The organism is Marinomonas sp. NPDC078689, assembly GCF_044542435.1.
Lineage (GTDB): Bacteria > Pseudomonadota > Gammaproteobacteria > Pseudomonadales > Marinomonadaceae > Marinomonas > Marinomonas arenicola.
The window spans coordinates 124,594-140,088 of sequence record NZ_JBITUJ010000007.1 but is presented as its reverse complement, the minus strand read 5'-3'; the positions used below and the strand labels follow the sequence as shown (position 1 = coordinate 140,088).

Annotated in this window: 16 protein-coding genes; 10 read left to right on the top strand and 6 right to left on the bottom strand. The window is 47.0% G+C overall.

Annotated features, from left to right (window positions below; all coding sequences use genetic code 11):
* Positions 1-72: 72 nt before the first annotated feature.
* Positions 73-1,437: a 30S ribosomal protein S6--L-glutamate ligase gene (gene rimK, locus ACIGBN_RS12615; protein WP_396665935.1), complete on the bottom strand. Its 1,365-nt coding sequence runs from the start codon at positions 1,435-1,437 to the stop codon at positions 73-75.
* A 263-nt stretch (positions 1,438-1,700) separates the two neighbouring features.
* Between rimK and ACIGBN_RS12610 the strand changes: the two genes are divergently transcribed.
* Positions 1,701-2,627 (top strand): D-hexose-6-phosphate mutarotase, encoded by a 927-nt coding sequence (locus tag ACIGBN_RS12610; protein WP_396665824.1) that lies wholly within the window; start codon positions 1,701-1,703, stop codon positions 2,625-2,627.
* A gap of 139 nt (positions 2,628-2,766) precedes the next feature.
* Here ACIGBN_RS12610 and ACIGBN_RS12605 read toward each other — a convergent pair whose 3' ends face one another.
* A complete protein-coding gene (locus ACIGBN_RS12605; RefSeq protein ID WP_133002482.1) occupies positions 2,767-3,543 on the bottom strand; it encodes an exodeoxyribonuclease III in 777 nt (258 codons plus the stop codon).
* A 116-nt stretch (positions 3,544-3,659) separates the two neighbouring features.
* Between ACIGBN_RS12605 and pyrE the strand changes: the two genes are divergently transcribed.
* Positions 3,660-4,313: an orotate phosphoribosyltransferase gene (gene pyrE, locus ACIGBN_RS12600; RefSeq protein ID WP_396665821.1), complete on the top strand. Its 654-nt coding sequence runs from the start codon at positions 3,660-3,662 to the stop codon at positions 4,311-4,313.
* Between the two features lie 48 nt (positions 4,314-4,361).
* Here pyrE and slmA read toward each other — a convergent pair whose 3' ends face one another.
* The 4 genes from slmA to coaBC all read right to left on the bottom strand — a co-directional run bounded on the left by slmA (position 4,362) and on the right by coaBC (position 7,972).
* Complete coding sequence (gene slmA, locus ACIGBN_RS12595; protein WP_133002484.1) at positions 4,362-4,955, bottom strand: nucleoid occlusion factor SlmA; 594 nt, start codon at positions 4,953-4,955, stop codon at positions 4,362-4,364.
* 66 nt (positions 4,956-5,021) lie between these two features.
* Positions 5,022-5,930, bottom strand: a complete 909-nt coding sequence (gene argB / locus ACIGBN_RS12590) for an acetylglutamate kinase (protein ID WP_133002485.1) — start codon at positions 5,928-5,930, stop codon at positions 5,022-5,024.
* A gap of 330 nt (positions 5,931-6,260) precedes the next feature.
* Positions 6,261-6,719, bottom strand: coding sequence for a dUTP diphosphatase (dut, locus tag ACIGBN_RS12585; RefSeq protein WP_133002486.1), 459 nt, complete (start codon positions 6,717-6,719; stop codon positions 6,261-6,263).
* A 29-nt stretch (positions 6,720-6,748) separates the two neighbouring features.
* Entirely contained in the window at positions 6,749-7,972 is a 1,224-nt protein-coding gene (gene coaBC, locus ACIGBN_RS12580; protein WP_396665819.1) for a bifunctional phosphopantothenoylcysteine decarboxylase/phosphopantothenate--cysteine ligase CoaBC, read from the bottom strand.
* Positions 7,973-8,108: 136 nt separating this feature from the next.
* Between coaBC and radC the strand changes: the two genes are divergently transcribed.
* From radC to ACIGBN_RS12540, 8 genes are all read left to right on the top strand, one after another.
* Positions 8,109-8,783: a DNA repair protein RadC gene (radC, locus tag ACIGBN_RS12575; RefSeq protein ID WP_133002488.1), complete on the top strand. Its 675-nt coding sequence runs from the start codon at positions 8,109-8,111 to the stop codon at positions 8,781-8,783.
* Between the two features lie 240 nt (positions 8,784-9,023).
* On the top strand, positions 9,024-9,260 hold the full coding sequence (rpmB, locus tag ACIGBN_RS12570) for a 50S ribosomal protein L28 (RefSeq protein ID WP_133002489.1): 237 nt from the start codon (positions 9,024-9,026) through the stop codon (positions 9,258-9,260).
* Positions 9,261-9,271: 11 nt separating this feature from the next.
* On the top strand, positions 9,272-9,442 hold the full coding sequence (gene rpmG, locus ACIGBN_RS12565) for a 50S ribosomal protein L33 (RefSeq protein WP_011978459.1): 171 nt from the start codon (positions 9,272-9,274) through the stop codon (positions 9,440-9,442).
* 124 nt (positions 9,443-9,566) lie between these two features.
* Positions 9,567-10,385 (top strand): bifunctional DNA-formamidopyrimidine glycosylase/DNA-(apurinic or apyrimidinic site) lyase, encoded by an 819-nt coding sequence (gene mutM / locus ACIGBN_RS12560; RefSeq protein ID WP_396665816.1) that lies wholly within the window; start codon positions 9,567-9,569, stop codon positions 10,383-10,385.
* A 220-nt stretch (positions 10,386-10,605) separates the two neighbouring features.
* Positions 10,606-11,598, top strand: a complete 993-nt coding sequence (locus tag ACIGBN_RS12555; protein WP_133002491.1) for a BMP family protein — start codon at positions 10,606-10,608, stop codon at positions 11,596-11,598.
* 267 nt (positions 11,599-11,865) lie between these two features.
* Positions 11,866-13,419: an ABC transporter ATP-binding protein gene (locus ACIGBN_RS12550; protein ID WP_133002492.1), complete on the top strand. Its 1,554-nt coding sequence runs from the start codon at positions 11,866-11,868 to the stop codon at positions 13,417-13,419.
* Complete coding sequence (locus tag ACIGBN_RS12545; protein WP_133002493.1) at positions 13,419-14,525, top strand: ABC transporter permease; 1,107 nt, start codon at positions 13,419-13,421, stop codon at positions 14,523-14,525. Before ACIGBN_RS12550 ends, ACIGBN_RS12545 begins: the two co-directional genes overlap by 1 nt.
* Position 14,526: 1 nt before the next feature.
* Positions 14,527-15,495, top strand: a complete 969-nt coding sequence (locus tag ACIGBN_RS12540) for an ABC transporter permease (protein ID WP_341563227.1) — start codon at positions 14,527-14,529, stop codon at positions 15,493-15,495.

Below are 15,495 nucleotides of genomic sequence, written 5' to 3'. Positions count from 1 at the left end.
GCGAATAAAAAGCCGCTCTCCAGGTATTGGAGAGCGGCTTCGATGTCTATTGCTGGGCTTTGAGGGTAACGCTTAGGCTTCTTTTGGCTTCATAAGTTGTCTTTCAATGGCCATTATCATGCGCACTGCGATGTCTTCATTGGTCGCGGTTTCTATGCCTTGTAACCCCGGTGACGAGTTGACCTCCAAGAGGAGTGGGCCTTTATTGGAGCGGATCAAGTCGACCCCCGCGACTTTTAAATCCATGGCTTTAGCGGCTTTAATCGCGATGCGCTTTTCTTCTGGAGTGATTTTAACCAATTCCGCGCGACCACCTTGGTGGATATTGGCTCGAAATTCGCCCACCGCGGCAGTTCGCTGAATGGAAGCAACCACTTTCCCATCTACCACGAAGCAGCGTAAATCTTTACCGCTGGATTCCTTAATAAACTCTTGCACGAGAATGTTCGCGTTTAAGCTCTTAAACGCATTGATCACGCTGTCGGCCGCTTTGCGTGTTTCGGCCAATACCACGCCTGTTCCCTGAGTGCCTTCTAGCAGCTTAATGATAAGCGGCGCGCCGCCAACCATATCAATGAGATCACCTGTGTCCAGAGGCGAGTTTGCAAAGCCTGTCGTCGGTATGTCTAAACCGTTGTCTAACAGTAACTGCAATGAGCGAAGTTTGTCTCGCGATTGGGCAATGGCGGTTGAGGTGTTTAAGCAATAAATACCCAATGACTCAAATTGTCGTAATAGCGTGCAGGCATAAAAGGTTTTGCTTGGACGAATGCGCGGAATCACAGCATCGAGGTCGTTTAGAATACGGCCTCCTCGATAATGAATTTCAGGGGTCGTCGCGTCCAATTTCATATAGCAGTTTTTGATGTTTAAAAACTGAATTTCATGGCCACGTGCTTCTGCCGCTTCGATGATGCGTCGGTTACTGTACAAATCTGGATTGCTGGCCAATAAGCCGATTTTAAGGCCACCAGTGCGCATCTCAGGGGCCTTGTATAAAGACGCTAAATCGTTCTGTAGGCGATCGCCAAGCAGGCAGTGACCTTCTGGATCAACGAGAATACGGCCGTTCATTGCTTCACGACCCAGTAACATGCGATAGCCCATGCTGTCTCGATCGGTGAGCGTTAACTCAACCACCCACGATTTTTCCCCTAGTGCTAAAGATGCACGAATCACAGGGCGCTTTTCTTTGTCACCGCTGGAGCTTTTTACCACGCGGTGGTCAATGATCTGCGCTTCACAATGCACCGTGATTTTACGGTTATCCTGTAATGGATGAACCTCAAAGCTGGTCCACTGCTCGCCATTCCGTGAAAAATACTGAATGTTAATCGCGTGCAAAGAAGAGGTTTTAGCGCCGGAGTCGATGCGCGCTTTTACCGCCGGAATGTTCAGAGAGGAGAAGGCACACCACTCTTCACTGCCGATGACCATTTTGGGTTCATTTAGTTGATTCATAAGACGTTGGCTCTGACTAGAATGTCGATAATAGCAAAAACAAAAGAGGGCGTTTTTCTGCAGTAGAAGACGCTATCGTATTGACTGGCTTTATAGCCTAAAAAGCAAACCAGGTTAAGTTTTATTCGGTAAAAAATTGATTCTCAGAATTATTAAATAGTCAGCATAAGCACAAACTATTGTAATCGTATTGTCTGGGGCTAATATGTGCGTACTAGATTAATCTTATGGAGTCTTGAATGAATGGCCAACTGATTCGAGAGTTGGAAACACTGGGTGGTGAAATACTACCGGCCAGCCTAAAAGAGTGTGATGAAATTGTGATTAACCAGCCTGATTTCAGTGCGCGTATTGCATTGTGGGGCGGTCATTTAGTGAGTTTTATACCGACAGGGCAGAGCGATCTTTTGTTTCAGTCTGCCAATGAAGGTGCTGATACCCGTTTTGGACGCCGTCACTTTGGTGTGCCTGTTTGCTGGCCGTGGTTTGGGGCGAACGAGAAACACAAAGATTACCCGGCACATGGTCTTGCGCGTTATTTTCGCTGGCAACTGGCCGAAGTGGGCACTTTTAAAAATGGTGACGCTAAAATTGTGCTTCGATTGGCGTCTGAGGATCACCCATTAATCGAAGAAATGTGGCCTCAAGCGTTTGAGCTAAGACAAGTATTTCGTTTCACCAGCGATGGCTTTAGCATTAATTTCTCGGCGGCAAATTTATCTGATAAAACCATGCCGGTTAGCGAAGCCTTACACACCTATTTCCATGTGGGTAACAACAAAGCGGCCGAAGTGCATGGCCTAGATGGTGTGATCTATGTGGATAAGCTTGAAAAAAGCGCCCGTAAACAGCAAGAAGGCACAGTGAAACCATTTGAATGTGTGGACAGTGTGTATCTAGAGTCACCGGATGTGTGTGAGATCCATGACCTCGATTTGCAGCGCAAAATTACGGTGAGCAGCGCATGCAGCCAAAGTACTGTGCTGTGGAATCCAGGCCCTGAGCTTGCCAAACAGCGCAGTGACATGGAAGACGAAGACTATCGCCACTTTGTCTGTGTGGAAACAGCCAATGCGTTGAACGATGCCTACGAGATTAAGCCTGGCGACATGCACCAGCTTAGACTGAATGTTATGGTCGCGCCTTTAACGCCTGCTGACGTTTAACGGCTGATACTGTACGGTACAAGATATGTAATGACAAAAAAGCCCATCAGCCTTGCTTGTGTAACACAAAACTGTGTCATACAAGCAAGGCTGGTGGGCTTTTTATTGATCGCTCTGTCTTCGCCAATGGCAAGTCAGATTAATCGATATTGTATTCCATGATCAATGGCGCATGGTCAGAGAAACGCTGACCTTTGTAGACGCTGCCACCTTGGATCAAGTGTTTGATGCCAGGCGTGGTAATTTGGTAGTCCAAACGACCTCCTTCATCTAATTTCCAAGCGCGCTCGTAGTCAGGCCACCAAGTGTATTGCTTGTCTTGTTTGTTAACTTGGCGGAAAGCATCAACGTATTCAAGCTCGTTGAAAATTTCGTTAATCCATTTACGCTCTTCAGCCAGAAAACCAGAGTTGCGTTGGTTTACAAACCAGCTGCTCACATCGATCGGTGAACGTGCCACGTTGGCGGTTCCACAAAAAATAAACTCACGGCGTTTACGGCGTGTTTTAATCAAGTGGTTTTTAAAGCCTTCCATAAAACGGTATTTATGCTCTTGTAGCGCATCTTCATGGTTTGACCCATGTGGTGTTAGGAATGCACCAATGCTGACCTTATCGAAGTCTGCTTGAATAAAGCGCCCTTCAAAGTCGCACTCAGGAAATCCCATGCCGGTCATGATGGCTTTTGGCATCGTTTTACAATAAATGGCTACGCCTGCTTGTTCAGGGTCTTCCATAGAGTCAAAAAAGTAAGTGTTGTACCCAGGTGGAAAGAAGACGCTGTCATTAAGACTGCGTTCATCCGCCTGAATATCTTGCAGACAGACAACATCAGGATCCTGACGAACCATCCACTCGAAAAAGCCGCGATCGGCTGCTTGTCTTATACCGTTTACATTAAGGCTGATGACCTTCATTTCTGGTCCCTACAATTCCTAGCCGTGTGTTATATTAGCGCCTATCCAATGTTGGCATGGCTTCGCTCGTTCTTGGCGGCGCTTTGTTCTATTTTTAAAATCTATCTGGAGTCGGCATGAAACCTTACCAAAGAGACTTTATCGAGTTCGCCATTGAGCAAAATGTTTTGCGTTTTGGCGAATTTACACTCAAATCTGGCCGCGTAAGCCCTTACTTCTTTAACGCTGGCTTATTCAATTCTGGACAAGCGTTAGCGAAGTTAGGTCGCTTTTATGCAGCCGCATTAATGGAAGCTAATGTTCCATTTGATGTTCTATTTGGCCCTGCTTATAAGGGCATTCCTTTGGCTACCACAACCGCGGTGGCACTGTTCGATCACCATGATGTGGACACCCCTTACGTTTTCAACCGTAAAGAAGCGAAAGCTCACGGTGAAGGTGGTTCTCTCGTCGGTGCCCCTTTAGCAGGTAACGTCATGATTATCGATGACGTTATTACCGCAGGGACGGCCATTCGAGAAGTCATGTCCATCATACAAGAAGCAAAAGCCGTTCCGGCTGGCGTGCTAATCGCATTGGATCGCCAAGAACGTGGTCAAGGCGAGCTATCTGCAATCCAAGAAGTCGAACGTGACTTCAACATGCCTGTGATCAGCATCGTTTCTCTTAATGACATCATGACCTACTTAGCAGAACAAGCAACGCCTGAGCTTGCTGAGCATCTTGATGCTGTTAAAGCGTACCGTCAGCAGTATGGTATCGAGTCGTAATCGAAGCCGTGCTAAGCCATAGTGCTAGGGGGCTTTTGGCTCCCAGTACTAGCGGTTAAGCATTAGCGTTTTTACTAATGCTGACCATTGTTCTGTCCACGCTTCAGTGGGTTTTACTTTAAATTCACTGCGCACATAGTGGCGGATTTTGCCTTCTATTATGGCCAGCAAAAAGTTAGCGCAAGGTGCCACTCCCATCACTGGGCGTAAACCTTGTTTTAAGTCCGCTTCACGCATGACTTGTTTTAACTGAGTTTCAATCCTGTCAAACAGCTGAGCAATACGAACGCGTAAACGCTCTGTCTCGCCCGCTAATGCGTCTGCAGTAAGAAGACGGCACATACCTGGGTTCTGTGTAGAAAAGCCCAGCACTAGGGTGACAATCATTTCAATGCGAATCAGCACATCACTTTCATCTTGTACGATTCTGTGAATGCGCGTGAATAACGATTCTTCAATAAATTCGATCAAGCCTTCAAACATTTTCGCTTTGCTTGGGAAATGACGATATAAAGCGGCTTCAGAGACGCCAACTTGTTTCGCCAATGCGGCGGTCGTGATACGTGCTCCAGGGCTGCTTTCTAGCATTTGAGCTAGCGCCTGCAGTATTTGTGTTCGACGATCGCTTTTTTTGTTGCTCATTTATGTTCTGTTCCCAAACTCGTTATTGTTAATATGTCGTCTTGAAAAACTTGGCTGACACGCGGCTTATTCTGCCGCTTTTGTATTTGAGATTAAGGTGCCAACGCCTTTGTCTGTTAGGATTTCTAACAAGATCGCGTGAGGTACGCGGCCATCAATAATAATCGCACTGCCGACGCCTGCATTGACGGCAGAAAGTGCACAACTGATCTTCGGCAGCATACCGCCATAAATAGTACCATCGGCAATTAAACCATCAACTTGAGCGGTTGTTAGCCCAGTTAACACATTGCCTTGCTTGTCTTGTACGCCGGAAATATTTGTCAGCAGCATAAGCTTTTCAGCGCCAACCGCTTCAGCGACTTTGCCGGCGACTAAATCGGCATTAATGTTATAAGAGTTGCCTTCAGCGTCCACACCAATTGGTGCGATAACAGGGATCAAGTCACTGTTTTCCAATACTTTTAGCACGTTTGTATCAATGCTAGCGACTTCACCAACATGACCAATGTCTACAGGCTCTGGCGCACTCATGCCTTCGGCTTGATGCTTAACAAAGAGTTTCTTCGCTTGAATAAAGTGGCTGTCTTTACCCGTTAGGCCGATGGCTTTACCACCCGCTTGGGAGATCATATTCACAATGTGTTTATTGACCTGACCACCAAGCACCATTTCCACGACATCCATCGTTGCGGTGTCAGTGACACGCATGCCATTGATGAATTTGGATTCGATGCTGAGTTTTTCCAACATGTCGCCAATTTGAGGGCCACCACCATGCACAACGATAGGGTGAATGCCGATGGCTTTCATTAGCACTATGTCTCGAGCAAAGCCCGCTTGGAGTTTTTCGTCTGTCATGGCATTGCCGCCATATTTTATAACGAGTGTTTTGCCAGCGTAGCGTTGGATATAAGGCAAAGACTCACTTAGTACATTGGCAACATCTAAAGCGGATTCACGCGAAAAAGCCACGGTAAAATTACTCCTGTTAAGCGATGAAAACCCCGGTTGTGTTGGTTAGGGGCTTGGCGGCTCAGCAAAGAGCCATTTTTATAATAGTTTAGCCGGTTGCTGTGTCAGAACGATGACTGTTCAAGGCTAGTGACAAGTGTGAGCAACCACTTAGGGTTGAAATAATAGCGTGATCCAGAGGGATACACTATAGAAATTTGTATGAAAATTACGAACTTTAGACTTATGAAAGTAAATTCAATTTCAGTTTTGAAAGATGGGTGAGAGAATGTGGAAAGCGGTGTGAGAAAAGGTGAAAAAAATTCACCTTTTCTCGTTTGAAAACAACAATTATTTCGTGCCAGTGTGGCCAAAACCACCTTCGCCGCGAGCGGTTGTTTCAAATTCAGTCACGATATCAAATTCCGCTTGAACCACAGGAACTAAGACCAATTGCGCGACACGTTCGCCAGGCTCGATGGTGAAAGTCGAGTGTCCGCGGTTCCAGCAAGACACCATGAGTTCACCTTGGTAATCAGAATCAATCAAACCCACAAGGTTGCCTAGCACTATGCCGTGCTTATGGCCCAAACCTGAGCGCGGTAAAAGCACCGCCGCTAGGCTAGGGTCTTGAATATAAATAGACAATCCAGTTGGTAGTAGCGTTGTATCGCCAGGAGAAAGTTCAATGGCTTCGTCTAGGCAGGCGCGTAGATCAAGGCCTGCAGAACCTTCTGTGGCGTAAGTTGGCAAGGGGATTTCTTTGCCGATTTTATCGCTGATGATTTTTAATTGAATGGCATGTTTCATAGTCTTCACTTTGTCTTGTCGATAATAGATTAATGGGAGGAATGGGTGTGTTGTTGGATTAGGCTGACGAGTTCAGTGGCTAAGGTTGTTTTTGTCGCCTTATCTGGTGTCCAAAGAGCGTCTTTAGTAATAACAGACACTTGGTTTTCGTCTTGATTAAAGCCAATGTCTGCACGAGACACGTCGTTGGCAATGATCATATCCAAGCCTTTTCTGACCAATTTGTCCTTGGCGTATTCGATGACGTTTTGAGTTTCTGCCGCAAAGCCGATCACGCATTTTGACCAGTTATTTTTGGCCACGGCGGCAATGATGTCAGGGTTTTTGACCAAGGTCAGGTGCAGCTCGTCGGTGTTGCTTTGCTTTTTCATTTTTTGATCTGAAGCTTGCTTCATTTTGAAATCAGCCACGGCGGCAGCGCCGATAAAAACATCCGCTGGATGAGCCATAGCAGTGGCGCATGCGGCCAACATATCATCGGCGCTTTTGACGGGAATTAGCTTTGCGCCAGCTGGCGCAGGGACTTGCACTGGACCACTGATCAAGGTGACTGCGGCGCCACGATACAGTGCGGCCTGCGCTAATGCGTAGCCCATTTTTCCAGAACTGTGGTTGCTAATAAAGCGTACCGGATCAATGGCTTCCATGGTCGGACCGGCGGTAATTACCCAGTGTTGGCCGGCCAAATCTTGGCTTGCTGCTGGCGCGCTAAAATGCTCAGTGATAGCGTCAAAAATATCGCTTGGTTCACTCATGCGACCAGGTCCCACATCACCACACGCTTGAGCTCCATCCGCAGGGCCAATGCTCAATACTCCGCGCGCAGACAGTAAGGCGGCATTGGCTTGGGTTGCTGGGTGCTTCCACATGGCTTGGTTCATCGCTGGCGCCAGTAACACAGGCGATTCGGTAGCGAGACATAAAGTGCTTAATAAGTCATTGGCCATGCCTTGGGCATAGCGCGCCATAAAATCGGCGGATGCCGGGGCGATAACAATCAGATCGGCCCACTTGGCCAGCTCAATGTGGCCCATACCGGCTTCGGCATTAGGGTCCAAAAGCGTACTGCGCACCGGGTGACCAGACACAGCTTGCAGCGTCATTTCCGTCACAAAGGCTTTTGCCCCTTCGGTTAAGACCACTTGCACCTCGCCGCCTGCCTTGGTGAGCAAACGAATTAATTCAATACTTTTGTAGGCAGCGATGCCACCAGTAATACCTAATAGAATGCGTTTTTGCGCTAGGTTTGACATATAAAACTTCTCAATCCAAGTGGTGGCCGATAAGGTAAAATATCCAATCGATAAATAACGACTAAACTAGTCACTATAGAGACAGGACGTCTCTGTTTTATTGCTGCCAAGATTAACATGGATCAAGGAGTAGATCATGAGTATTAAGCATTGGCCGGAACAAGAGAGACCGCGAGAAAAGCTGATTCACCAAGGGGCAAGTGCCTTAACGGATTCTGAATTGCTGGCGATTTTCTTACGCACAGGAACGCAAGGCATCAGCGCGGTCGAGTTGGCGCGGCAAGTGTTGTTGCAGTTTGGAGGCCTACGCGCCCTGATGTCGGCCAGTCGTGAAGAGTTTTGCCAAGGCTTTGGTCTGGGCGATGCCAAATACACTCAGTTGCAAGCGGTGCTTGAAATGTCCAAGCGGCATTTGCACGAGCAGTTAAAGCGAGAGACCGTCTTTACCAGCGCAGAACACGTCCGTCAGTATCTTTCTGCGCAACTAAGGCACGCCCAAAGAGAAGTGTTTGCAGTGCTGTTCTTAGACACCCAGCACCGTTTGATCCGATACCAAGAGCTTTTTATGGGCACCATAGACGCGGCGGCGGTTTATCCGAGGGAAGTGGTGAAAGCGGCGCTACAGTATAATGCCGCTGCGGTTATTCTGGCTCACAATCATCCCAGTGGCGTGGCCGAACCCAGCCAAGCGGACATTTCAATCACGACAAAAATACAAGACGCACTCAACTTGGTGGATGTCAGATTGCTGGATCATTTTGTGGTAGGCGACGGCACGCCCGTGTCACTCGCCGAAAGAGGCCTGTTATAAAAAGAGACAAGTAATGGGGGATTTATCGGTAAATTCGACGCTACTTGGCTTTTTTCGCGACTAACTTTGAAGAATTGATCAATTTTTTAACAAAATATTTGCCCAGAAGAGCTGCTTATGGGAGAATGCGCGCCGCTATTCCTCGGTACGGGATATTTTTGATTCATAAGGAATCATGCTCCGCCTGAGGAAGTGAAGCACACTTCCAATAATCTTCTGGATAGCAAAAGGTATTTAATTATGTCTCGCGTATGTCAAGTTACTGGGAAACGTCCTGTTACAGGTAATAACGTTTCTCACTCAAAACGCCGTACTAAGCGTCGTTTTCTTCCTAACCTTCACTGGCACCGTTTTTGGGTCGAAGGTGAAAACCGCTACATCCGTTTACGTGTATCTTCTAAAGGTATGCGTATTATCGATAAAAAAGGCATCGAATCAGTTCTTTCTGATATGCGTGCCAACGGCGAAAAAGTATAAGGATCTGAATCATGGCTTCTAAAGGCGCTCGCGATTTAATTCGCATGGTATCTTCTGCTGGTACTGGTCACTTTTACACAACTGACAAGAACAAGCGAAACACTCCAGACAAACTAGAAATGAAAAAGTTTGATCCTGTTGTACGTAAGCATGTTATGTACAAAGAAGCGAAAATTAAATAATTTTCGGTCTTTGTAAAAAGAAACCGACTCAATAGAGTCGGTTTTTTTGTATCTACTATATAGTAGAACCTGTTGAACATATGGTCAGCATTGTTTTCACCGTGCATTTTTTGCTGAGGTCCCTATGCCTGAATTACCAGAAGTAGAAACTACCCTGCGTGGAATCGAGCCACTTCTTGTTGAGCAAACCGTCGCTCATATTGATGTTCGTCAACCTAAGTTGCGTTGGCCGATTACGCCTGCATTAGTCTCAGAAATGCAGGGGCAAGTGATCACGCACCTAACACGACGAGGTAAATACATTGGTATTCACACGGCGGCAGGTACGTTAATTATCCACCTTGGGATGTCAGGTAGCTTGTATTTCGTTGAACCAGAAACGGCGCCGTTATTTCATGACCATGTGGATTTTCGCTTTGCTGGTAAGGGCCCTTGGCTACGTTATACGGACCCACGTCGCTTTGGCGCTGTGCTGTGGACAAAAGGCGATTGGCTGGCGCATGAGCTGTTGGCGCATCTTGGCCCTGAACCCTTGTCTGAAGATTTTCATATCGATTACCTTTATGAAAAGGCAAAAGGCCGTAAAGTGGCGATCAAAAGCTTCATTATGGACAGCAAAGTGGTGGTGGGTGTTGGCAATATTTATGCGAATGAAGCCTTATTTATGGCGGGCATTCGACCAACACGTATGGCGGGCAACATTAGTAAAGCACGCTATGCTGTATTGGTTGAGTGCATCAAAACCGTGCTAGCAGCGGCGATTAAACAGGGCGGCACCACCTTAAAAGATTTTGTCGGTGGTGATGGTAAACCTGGCTACTTCAAGCAAGAGCTTATGGTATATGGACGAGCCGATCAGGCGTGTACCGCCTGTGGTGCGGTCTTAAAGGAAATAAGACAAGGTCAACGAAGTACGGTATATTGTCCAAAATGCCAAACTTGACCCATTGGTTAGGTTATAGGCATGTTTATTGCTGTTGTTCTTGCGAATCTTGATTCGTGTTTTATCACAGGCAGTATTTTGATGTTCCTCTTGGAATAAGGGGGTCATCTGAACGTTGTTGTCATTGCGATATGACATTAATCAGTTTATTTTTGACCAGTTAGGCAGCTTCAAAATAAAAATGGGCTAGCCATCATTAAAAAACATGAGAGGAATTGGAATGAAAGGTATCTTTCTTGCGTCCGTAACGGCATTGGCTGTATCTGTAAGTGTGGCTCATGCTGCGGACAAACCTGCGGTTGTCTACGATCAAGCGGGTAAATTCGACAAGTCTTTTAACGAAGGCGTGTACGACGGTATTACTAAATACACAAAAGAGAGTGGCGTTAAAGTTCGCGAATTCGAACCAAAGAATGAAGCGCAAGTTGAGCAAGGCCTTCGCCGTTTAGCTAAGCGTGGTTATTCGCCAATCGTGGCGGTTGGTTTCACGATGACGTCTTCTGTTGAAAAAGTAGCGAAAGATTTCCCTAACATTCATTTCACTTTGATTGACAGCGTGGTTGATCTGCCAAACGTTGAATCTATCGTTTTTAAAGAGCACGAAGGGTCTTTCCTTGTTGGTGCTTTGGCAGCAATGAAGTCTAAAACCGGTACGGTTGGCTTTATTGGCGGTATGGACATTCCTTTGGTACGTAAGTTTGGTTGTGGTTACGAGCAAGGCGTTAAATACATTGCTCCAAATGACAAAGTTATCCAAAACATGACTGGTTCTACTGGCGCGGCGTTTAACGACCCAACAAAAGGCTCTGAATTGGCGAAAAGCCAGTTTTCACAAGGCGCTGATGTTGTCTTCGCGGCCGCTGGTGGTACAGGAATCGGTGTTTATCAAGCCGCCGCCGATGCTGGTCATTACGCGATCGGTGTGGACTCTAACCAAAACCATTTGCACCCAGGTGTGATGCTAACCTCTATGGTTAAACGCGTTGACCGTGCAGCGTACAACACCTTTAAAGACGGTGCAGCGGGAGATTGGAAACCAGGTCTTCAAGTACTAGGTTTGGCTGAAGATGGTGTGGATTGGGCGCTTGATGATAATAACAAGGGCTTAGTAACCGCTGAGATGAAAGCGAAATTAGCGGACATCAAAGCAAAAATTATCAGTGGTGACATCAAAGTACATGACTACATGTCAGACAGTACTTGTAACTACTAAGTTATATCGAGAAACAGTCGTCCATTGTGTGGGCGGCTGTTTTTTTGTCTTAGTGCTTCTGTGAAAAATGTTTCTGCTAACGAAAAATATCGCATGGGTCATGCTCTGAATCGTTTGTTTTCATTGAGTAAGATTGTTGAGTGTTTATCCGCAGAGCAGGCATTGATAGCCATCAAACTAAGGTAGCGATATAGGCAGGTTGAGTGTATTTTGATCAAAATATGATTTCACCGCCCTAACATAAAGCAGACGAATTATTATTGAAATATGACAAACAATACAACGCCATACGCAATTGAATTGCGTGATATTAGCAAACGCTTTGGCGCCGTTCAGGCGAACAAAGACATTTGCCTACAAGTTCCTGCAGGTACGGTTCACGGTATTATCGGTGAAAACGGGGCAGGTAAATCGACTCTGATGAGTATTATTTATGGTTTCTACGAGGCGGACTCGGGCCATATTGAAGTCGATGGAAAAATTGTAGATATTCGCAACTCACAAGATGCGATTAAAGCCGGCATAGGTATGGTGCATCAGCACTTTATGTTGGTTGAAAACTTCACGGTTTTGGAAAACGTGATGTTGGGGGCCGAGGGTGGTGCCTTATTGCAGCAAGGTATGGATGCAGCTCGAACTGAATTGAAGCGTCTTGCTCATGAATACAGTCTAGACATTGATGTAGATGCGGTTGTGGAAGAGCTCCCAGTTGGTCTACAGCAGCGTGTTGAAATTTTGAAGGCTCTGTATCGTGGCGCGCGCATTCTGATTCTAGATGAGCCGACAGGCGTTTTAACACCACAAGAAGCGGATCACCTATTCCGTATCTTGCGCTCGTTGACTGAGCAAGGTGTGACGGTTTTATTGATTACGCATAAATTACGTGAAATCTTGGCTTCCACGAGCAATGTCTCTGTGATGCGCCAAGGTGAAATGGTGGCGCATCGTGAGACGGCAAAAACGGATAAAGAAGAGTTAGCCGAGCTGATGGTGGGAAAAAAGGTGCGCTTGAAAGTCGATAAAGACGACGCGACACCAACGGACGTTTTCTTATCCGCCAAAAACCTTTCCCAATTTGATAGCCAAGGCGTGAAACGTTTAAAAGAAGTGAGCTTGGAACTGCGTGCTGGAGAAATCCTAGGTATCGCAGGGGTCTCTGGTAATGGCCAGAGTGAGCTGTTGAATGTGTTGTCTGGTATTACGCCAATGGACGAAGGTGAAATTCAATTTGCCGGGCAAACCATTACCGCCAGTGCGCCTAAAAATGCAGCGCAAATGCGTGATATGAAAATGGCCCACGTGCCAGAAGATCGCCATAAAATGGGCTTGGTAACTGGGTTTGAAGCGTATGAAGCGGCGGTGCTGGGTTATCACAACTCAGCGGCCTATAACGGCGCCTTTTTGATGAACCGCAAGGCCATGCTAGATGAGTGTAATACTCGGATGGCCGCTTGGGACGTTCGTCCCCCAAATCCTCATCTAAAAACCGCCAACTTCTCTGGTGGTAATCAGCAGAAAATCGTGATCGCCCGTGAAGTCGAGCAGAACCCAGATGTGTTGCTGATTGGTCAGCCAACCCGTGGTGTCGACATCGGCGCCATCGAAAACATTCATGAACAAATTGTAAAATTGCGAGATTCTGGCAAAGCGATTTTGCTGGTATCGGTAGAGTTGGACGAAATTATGGCACTTAGTGATCGCATCCTAGTGATGTTTGATGGTGCGGTTGTTGGTGAGCTTGATGCAAAAGACGCCGACGAACGTACTCTTGGTTTGATGATGGCAAACGCCTACAACGAAGACCAAAAAGGAGTGGCGTAATGAGTCAGGCTAAGGTTCCTGTTTGGGTCAATGTCGGCCTAATTCCGTTTATTAATATTGTACTGGCCTTTTTGGTGTCTGGTTTGGTGTTTGTTGCCATTGGCCAAAACCCAATAGAAGCTGCGGGTTACTTGGTGTATGGCGCCTTTGGTTACGATGAGGGGATTGGTTATACGCTGTATTACGCGACCAACTTCATCTTTACTGGTTTGGCGGTGTCGGTCGCCTTCAAAGCGGGTTTGTTTAATATCGGTGGTGAAGGCCAAGCTTACATCGGTGGGTTAGGGGTTGGCCTTGTGTGTCTTTCGCTTGATCACTCTATGCCCTTTATTGTCATTATGCCGCTGGCGATCATAGCGGCCGCCTTGTTTGGTGCAGCGTGGGCGTATGTTCCCGCTTACTTGCAAGCGCGACGTGGTAGTCACATCGTTATTACCACCATTATGTTTAACTTTATTGCCTCGTCTTTGATGGTTTACCTAATGGTGAACTGGTTAAAAGAAAAAACGGGCATGGCGCCAAACAGCCGTACTTTCGAAGAAAACGCTTGGATGCCGTATCTGCACAATATGCTCACCCCATTGGGTATCGACATCGGTGATTCTCCATTAAATGGTGCGTTTATTTTGGCTTTGGTGTGCTGTGTGCTGGTCTGGGTCTTAATTTGGCATACCCGTTGGGGTTACCAACTTAGAACCTTGGGAACCAACCCAACAGCGGCTAAGTACGCGGGTATTGATACCGCTAAAGTCACTATTTGGGTGATGTTGATTTCTGGTGGTTTGGCTGGTTTTGTGGGTATTAACGAAATCATGGGGGTAAACCACAGTCTATTGCTGAACTTTACCGCAGGTTATGGTTTTGCCGGAATTGCTGTGTCTTTAATGGGCCGTAATCATCCTATTGGTATTGTGCTGGCCGCTGTTTTGTTTGGTGCCTTGTATCAAGGTGGCGCTGAGCTAGCGTTTGAAATTCCAAGTATCACACCTGAAGTTGTGGTGGTTATTCAAGGTCTGGTGATTTTGTTCTGTGGTGCCCTAGAGCACATGTTCAAAGGTCGCATCGAAGGCTTCTTTATTCGCAGAGCCGCGGCGCAGGAGAAATAAAATGTTTGATACCCTAATCATAATGCTGGATGCCACCTTGCGTGTCTCCACTCCCTTGATTCTCGCGGCATTAGCGGGCTTGTATTCTGAACGTGCTGGTATCGTTGATATTGGCTTGGAAGGTAAAATCTTGGGCAGTGCTTTTGCCGCCGCCGCGGGCGCTGCCATATTCGGTTCTGCGTGGATAGGCTTGGCTTGTGGTATTGCCGCGTCGGTTGTGTTGGCGATGATACATGGCTTTGCCTGTATCACTCATCGCGGTGATCACATTGTCTCCGGCGTCGCCATTAACACCATAGTGGCTGGCTTAACGGTCACCTTGGGGTTGGATTGGTTTGGCATGGGTGGGCAAACGCCGACCTTGTCTGGTGACCAGCGTTTCACCGATATTACTTTACCATTTGCCGATGCCTTGCGTGATGTGCCCGTGATTGGTCAGATCTACTCGAATTTACTCAGTGGCCACAATATCATCGTTTACCTTGCCTTTGTGATGGTGCCGGTGACCTATTGGGTGATTTATAAAACCCGTTTTGGCTTACGCCTACGTGCGGTGGGTGAGAACCCTCATGCGGTGGATACCGCCGGTATTTCGGTGGCTTGGATTCGTTACCGTGCGCTGATTGTTTGCGGCATCTTATGTGGTATTGCAGGGGCTTATTTGTCTACTGCGCACAATGCTGGCTTCTTAAAAGACATGAGTGCGGGTAAAGGCTACATGGCATTAGCGGCGTTGATTTTTGGTAAATGGCGTCCGGTGCCTGTGATGTTCGCTTGTTTGCTGTTTGGCTTCTTAGATGCCGTAGCAGTACGTTTGCAAGGGGTTGTCATTCCAGGTATGGGTGAAGTGCCAGTGCAATTGATTGAAGTCTTGCCTTATGTGCTGACGGTTCTGTTGTTGGCCGGTTTTATTGGCAAAGCGGTCGCGCCAAAAGCCGTTGGTCGTCCTTATCTGAAAGAACGAGCTTAG

Excerpts from the sequence above, each read along its gene's own strand:
- radC (WP_133002488.1), top strand. The coding sequence starts at position 8,109 with ATGAGTATTAAGCATTGGCCGGAACAAGAGAGACCGCGAGAAAAGCTG.
- coaBC (WP_396665819.1), bottom strand. The coding sequence starts at position 7,972 with ATGTCAAACCTAGCGCAAAAACGCATTCTATTAGGTATTACTGGTGGC.
- rpmB (WP_133002489.1), top strand. The coding sequence starts at position 9,024 with ATGTCTCGCGTATGTCAAGTTACTGGGAAACGTCCTGTTACAGGTAAT.
- rimK (WP_396665935.1), bottom strand. The coding sequence starts at position 1,437 with ATGGTCATCGGCAGTGAAGAGTGGTGTGCCTTCTCCTCTCTGAACATT.
- ACIGBN_RS12555 (WP_133002491.1), top strand. The coding sequence starts at position 10,606 with ATGAAAGGTATCTTTCTTGCGTCCGTAACGGCATTGGCTGTATCTGTA.
- mutM (WP_396665816.1), top strand. The coding sequence starts at position 9,567 with ATGCCTGAATTACCAGAAGTAGAAACTACCCTGCGTGGAATCGAGCCA.
- rpmG (WP_011978459.1), top strand. The coding sequence starts at position 9,272 with ATGGCTTCTAAAGGCGCTCGCGATTTAATTCGCATGGTATCTTCTGCT.
- ACIGBN_RS12545 (WP_133002493.1), top strand. The coding sequence starts at position 13,419 with ATGAGTCAGGCTAAGGTTCCTGTTTGGGTCAATGTCGGCCTAATTCCG.
- ACIGBN_RS12605 (WP_133002482.1), bottom strand. The coding sequence starts at position 3,543 with ATGAAGGTCATCAGCCTTAATGTAAACGGTATAAGACAAGCAGCCGAT.
- dut (WP_133002486.1), bottom strand. The coding sequence starts at position 6,719 with ATGAAACATGCCATTCAATTAAAAATCATCAGCGATAAAATCGGCAAA.
- slmA (WP_133002484.1), bottom strand. The coding sequence starts at position 4,955 with ATGAGCAACAAAAAAAGCGATCGTCGAACACAAATACTGCAGGCGCTA.
- ACIGBN_RS12610 (WP_396665824.1), top strand. The coding sequence starts at position 1,701 with ATGAATGGCCAACTGATTCGAGAGTTGGAAACACTGGGTGGTGAAATA.
- pyrE (WP_396665821.1), top strand. The coding sequence starts at position 3,660 with ATGAAACCTTACCAAAGAGACTTTATCGAGTTCGCCATTGAGCAAAAT.
- ACIGBN_RS12540 (WP_341563227.1), top strand. The coding sequence starts at position 14,527 with ATGTTTGATACCCTAATCATAATGCTGGATGCCACCTTGCGTGTCTCC.
- ACIGBN_RS12550 (WP_133002492.1), top strand. The coding sequence starts at position 11,866 with ATGACAAACAATACAACGCCATACGCAATTGAATTGCGTGATATTAGC.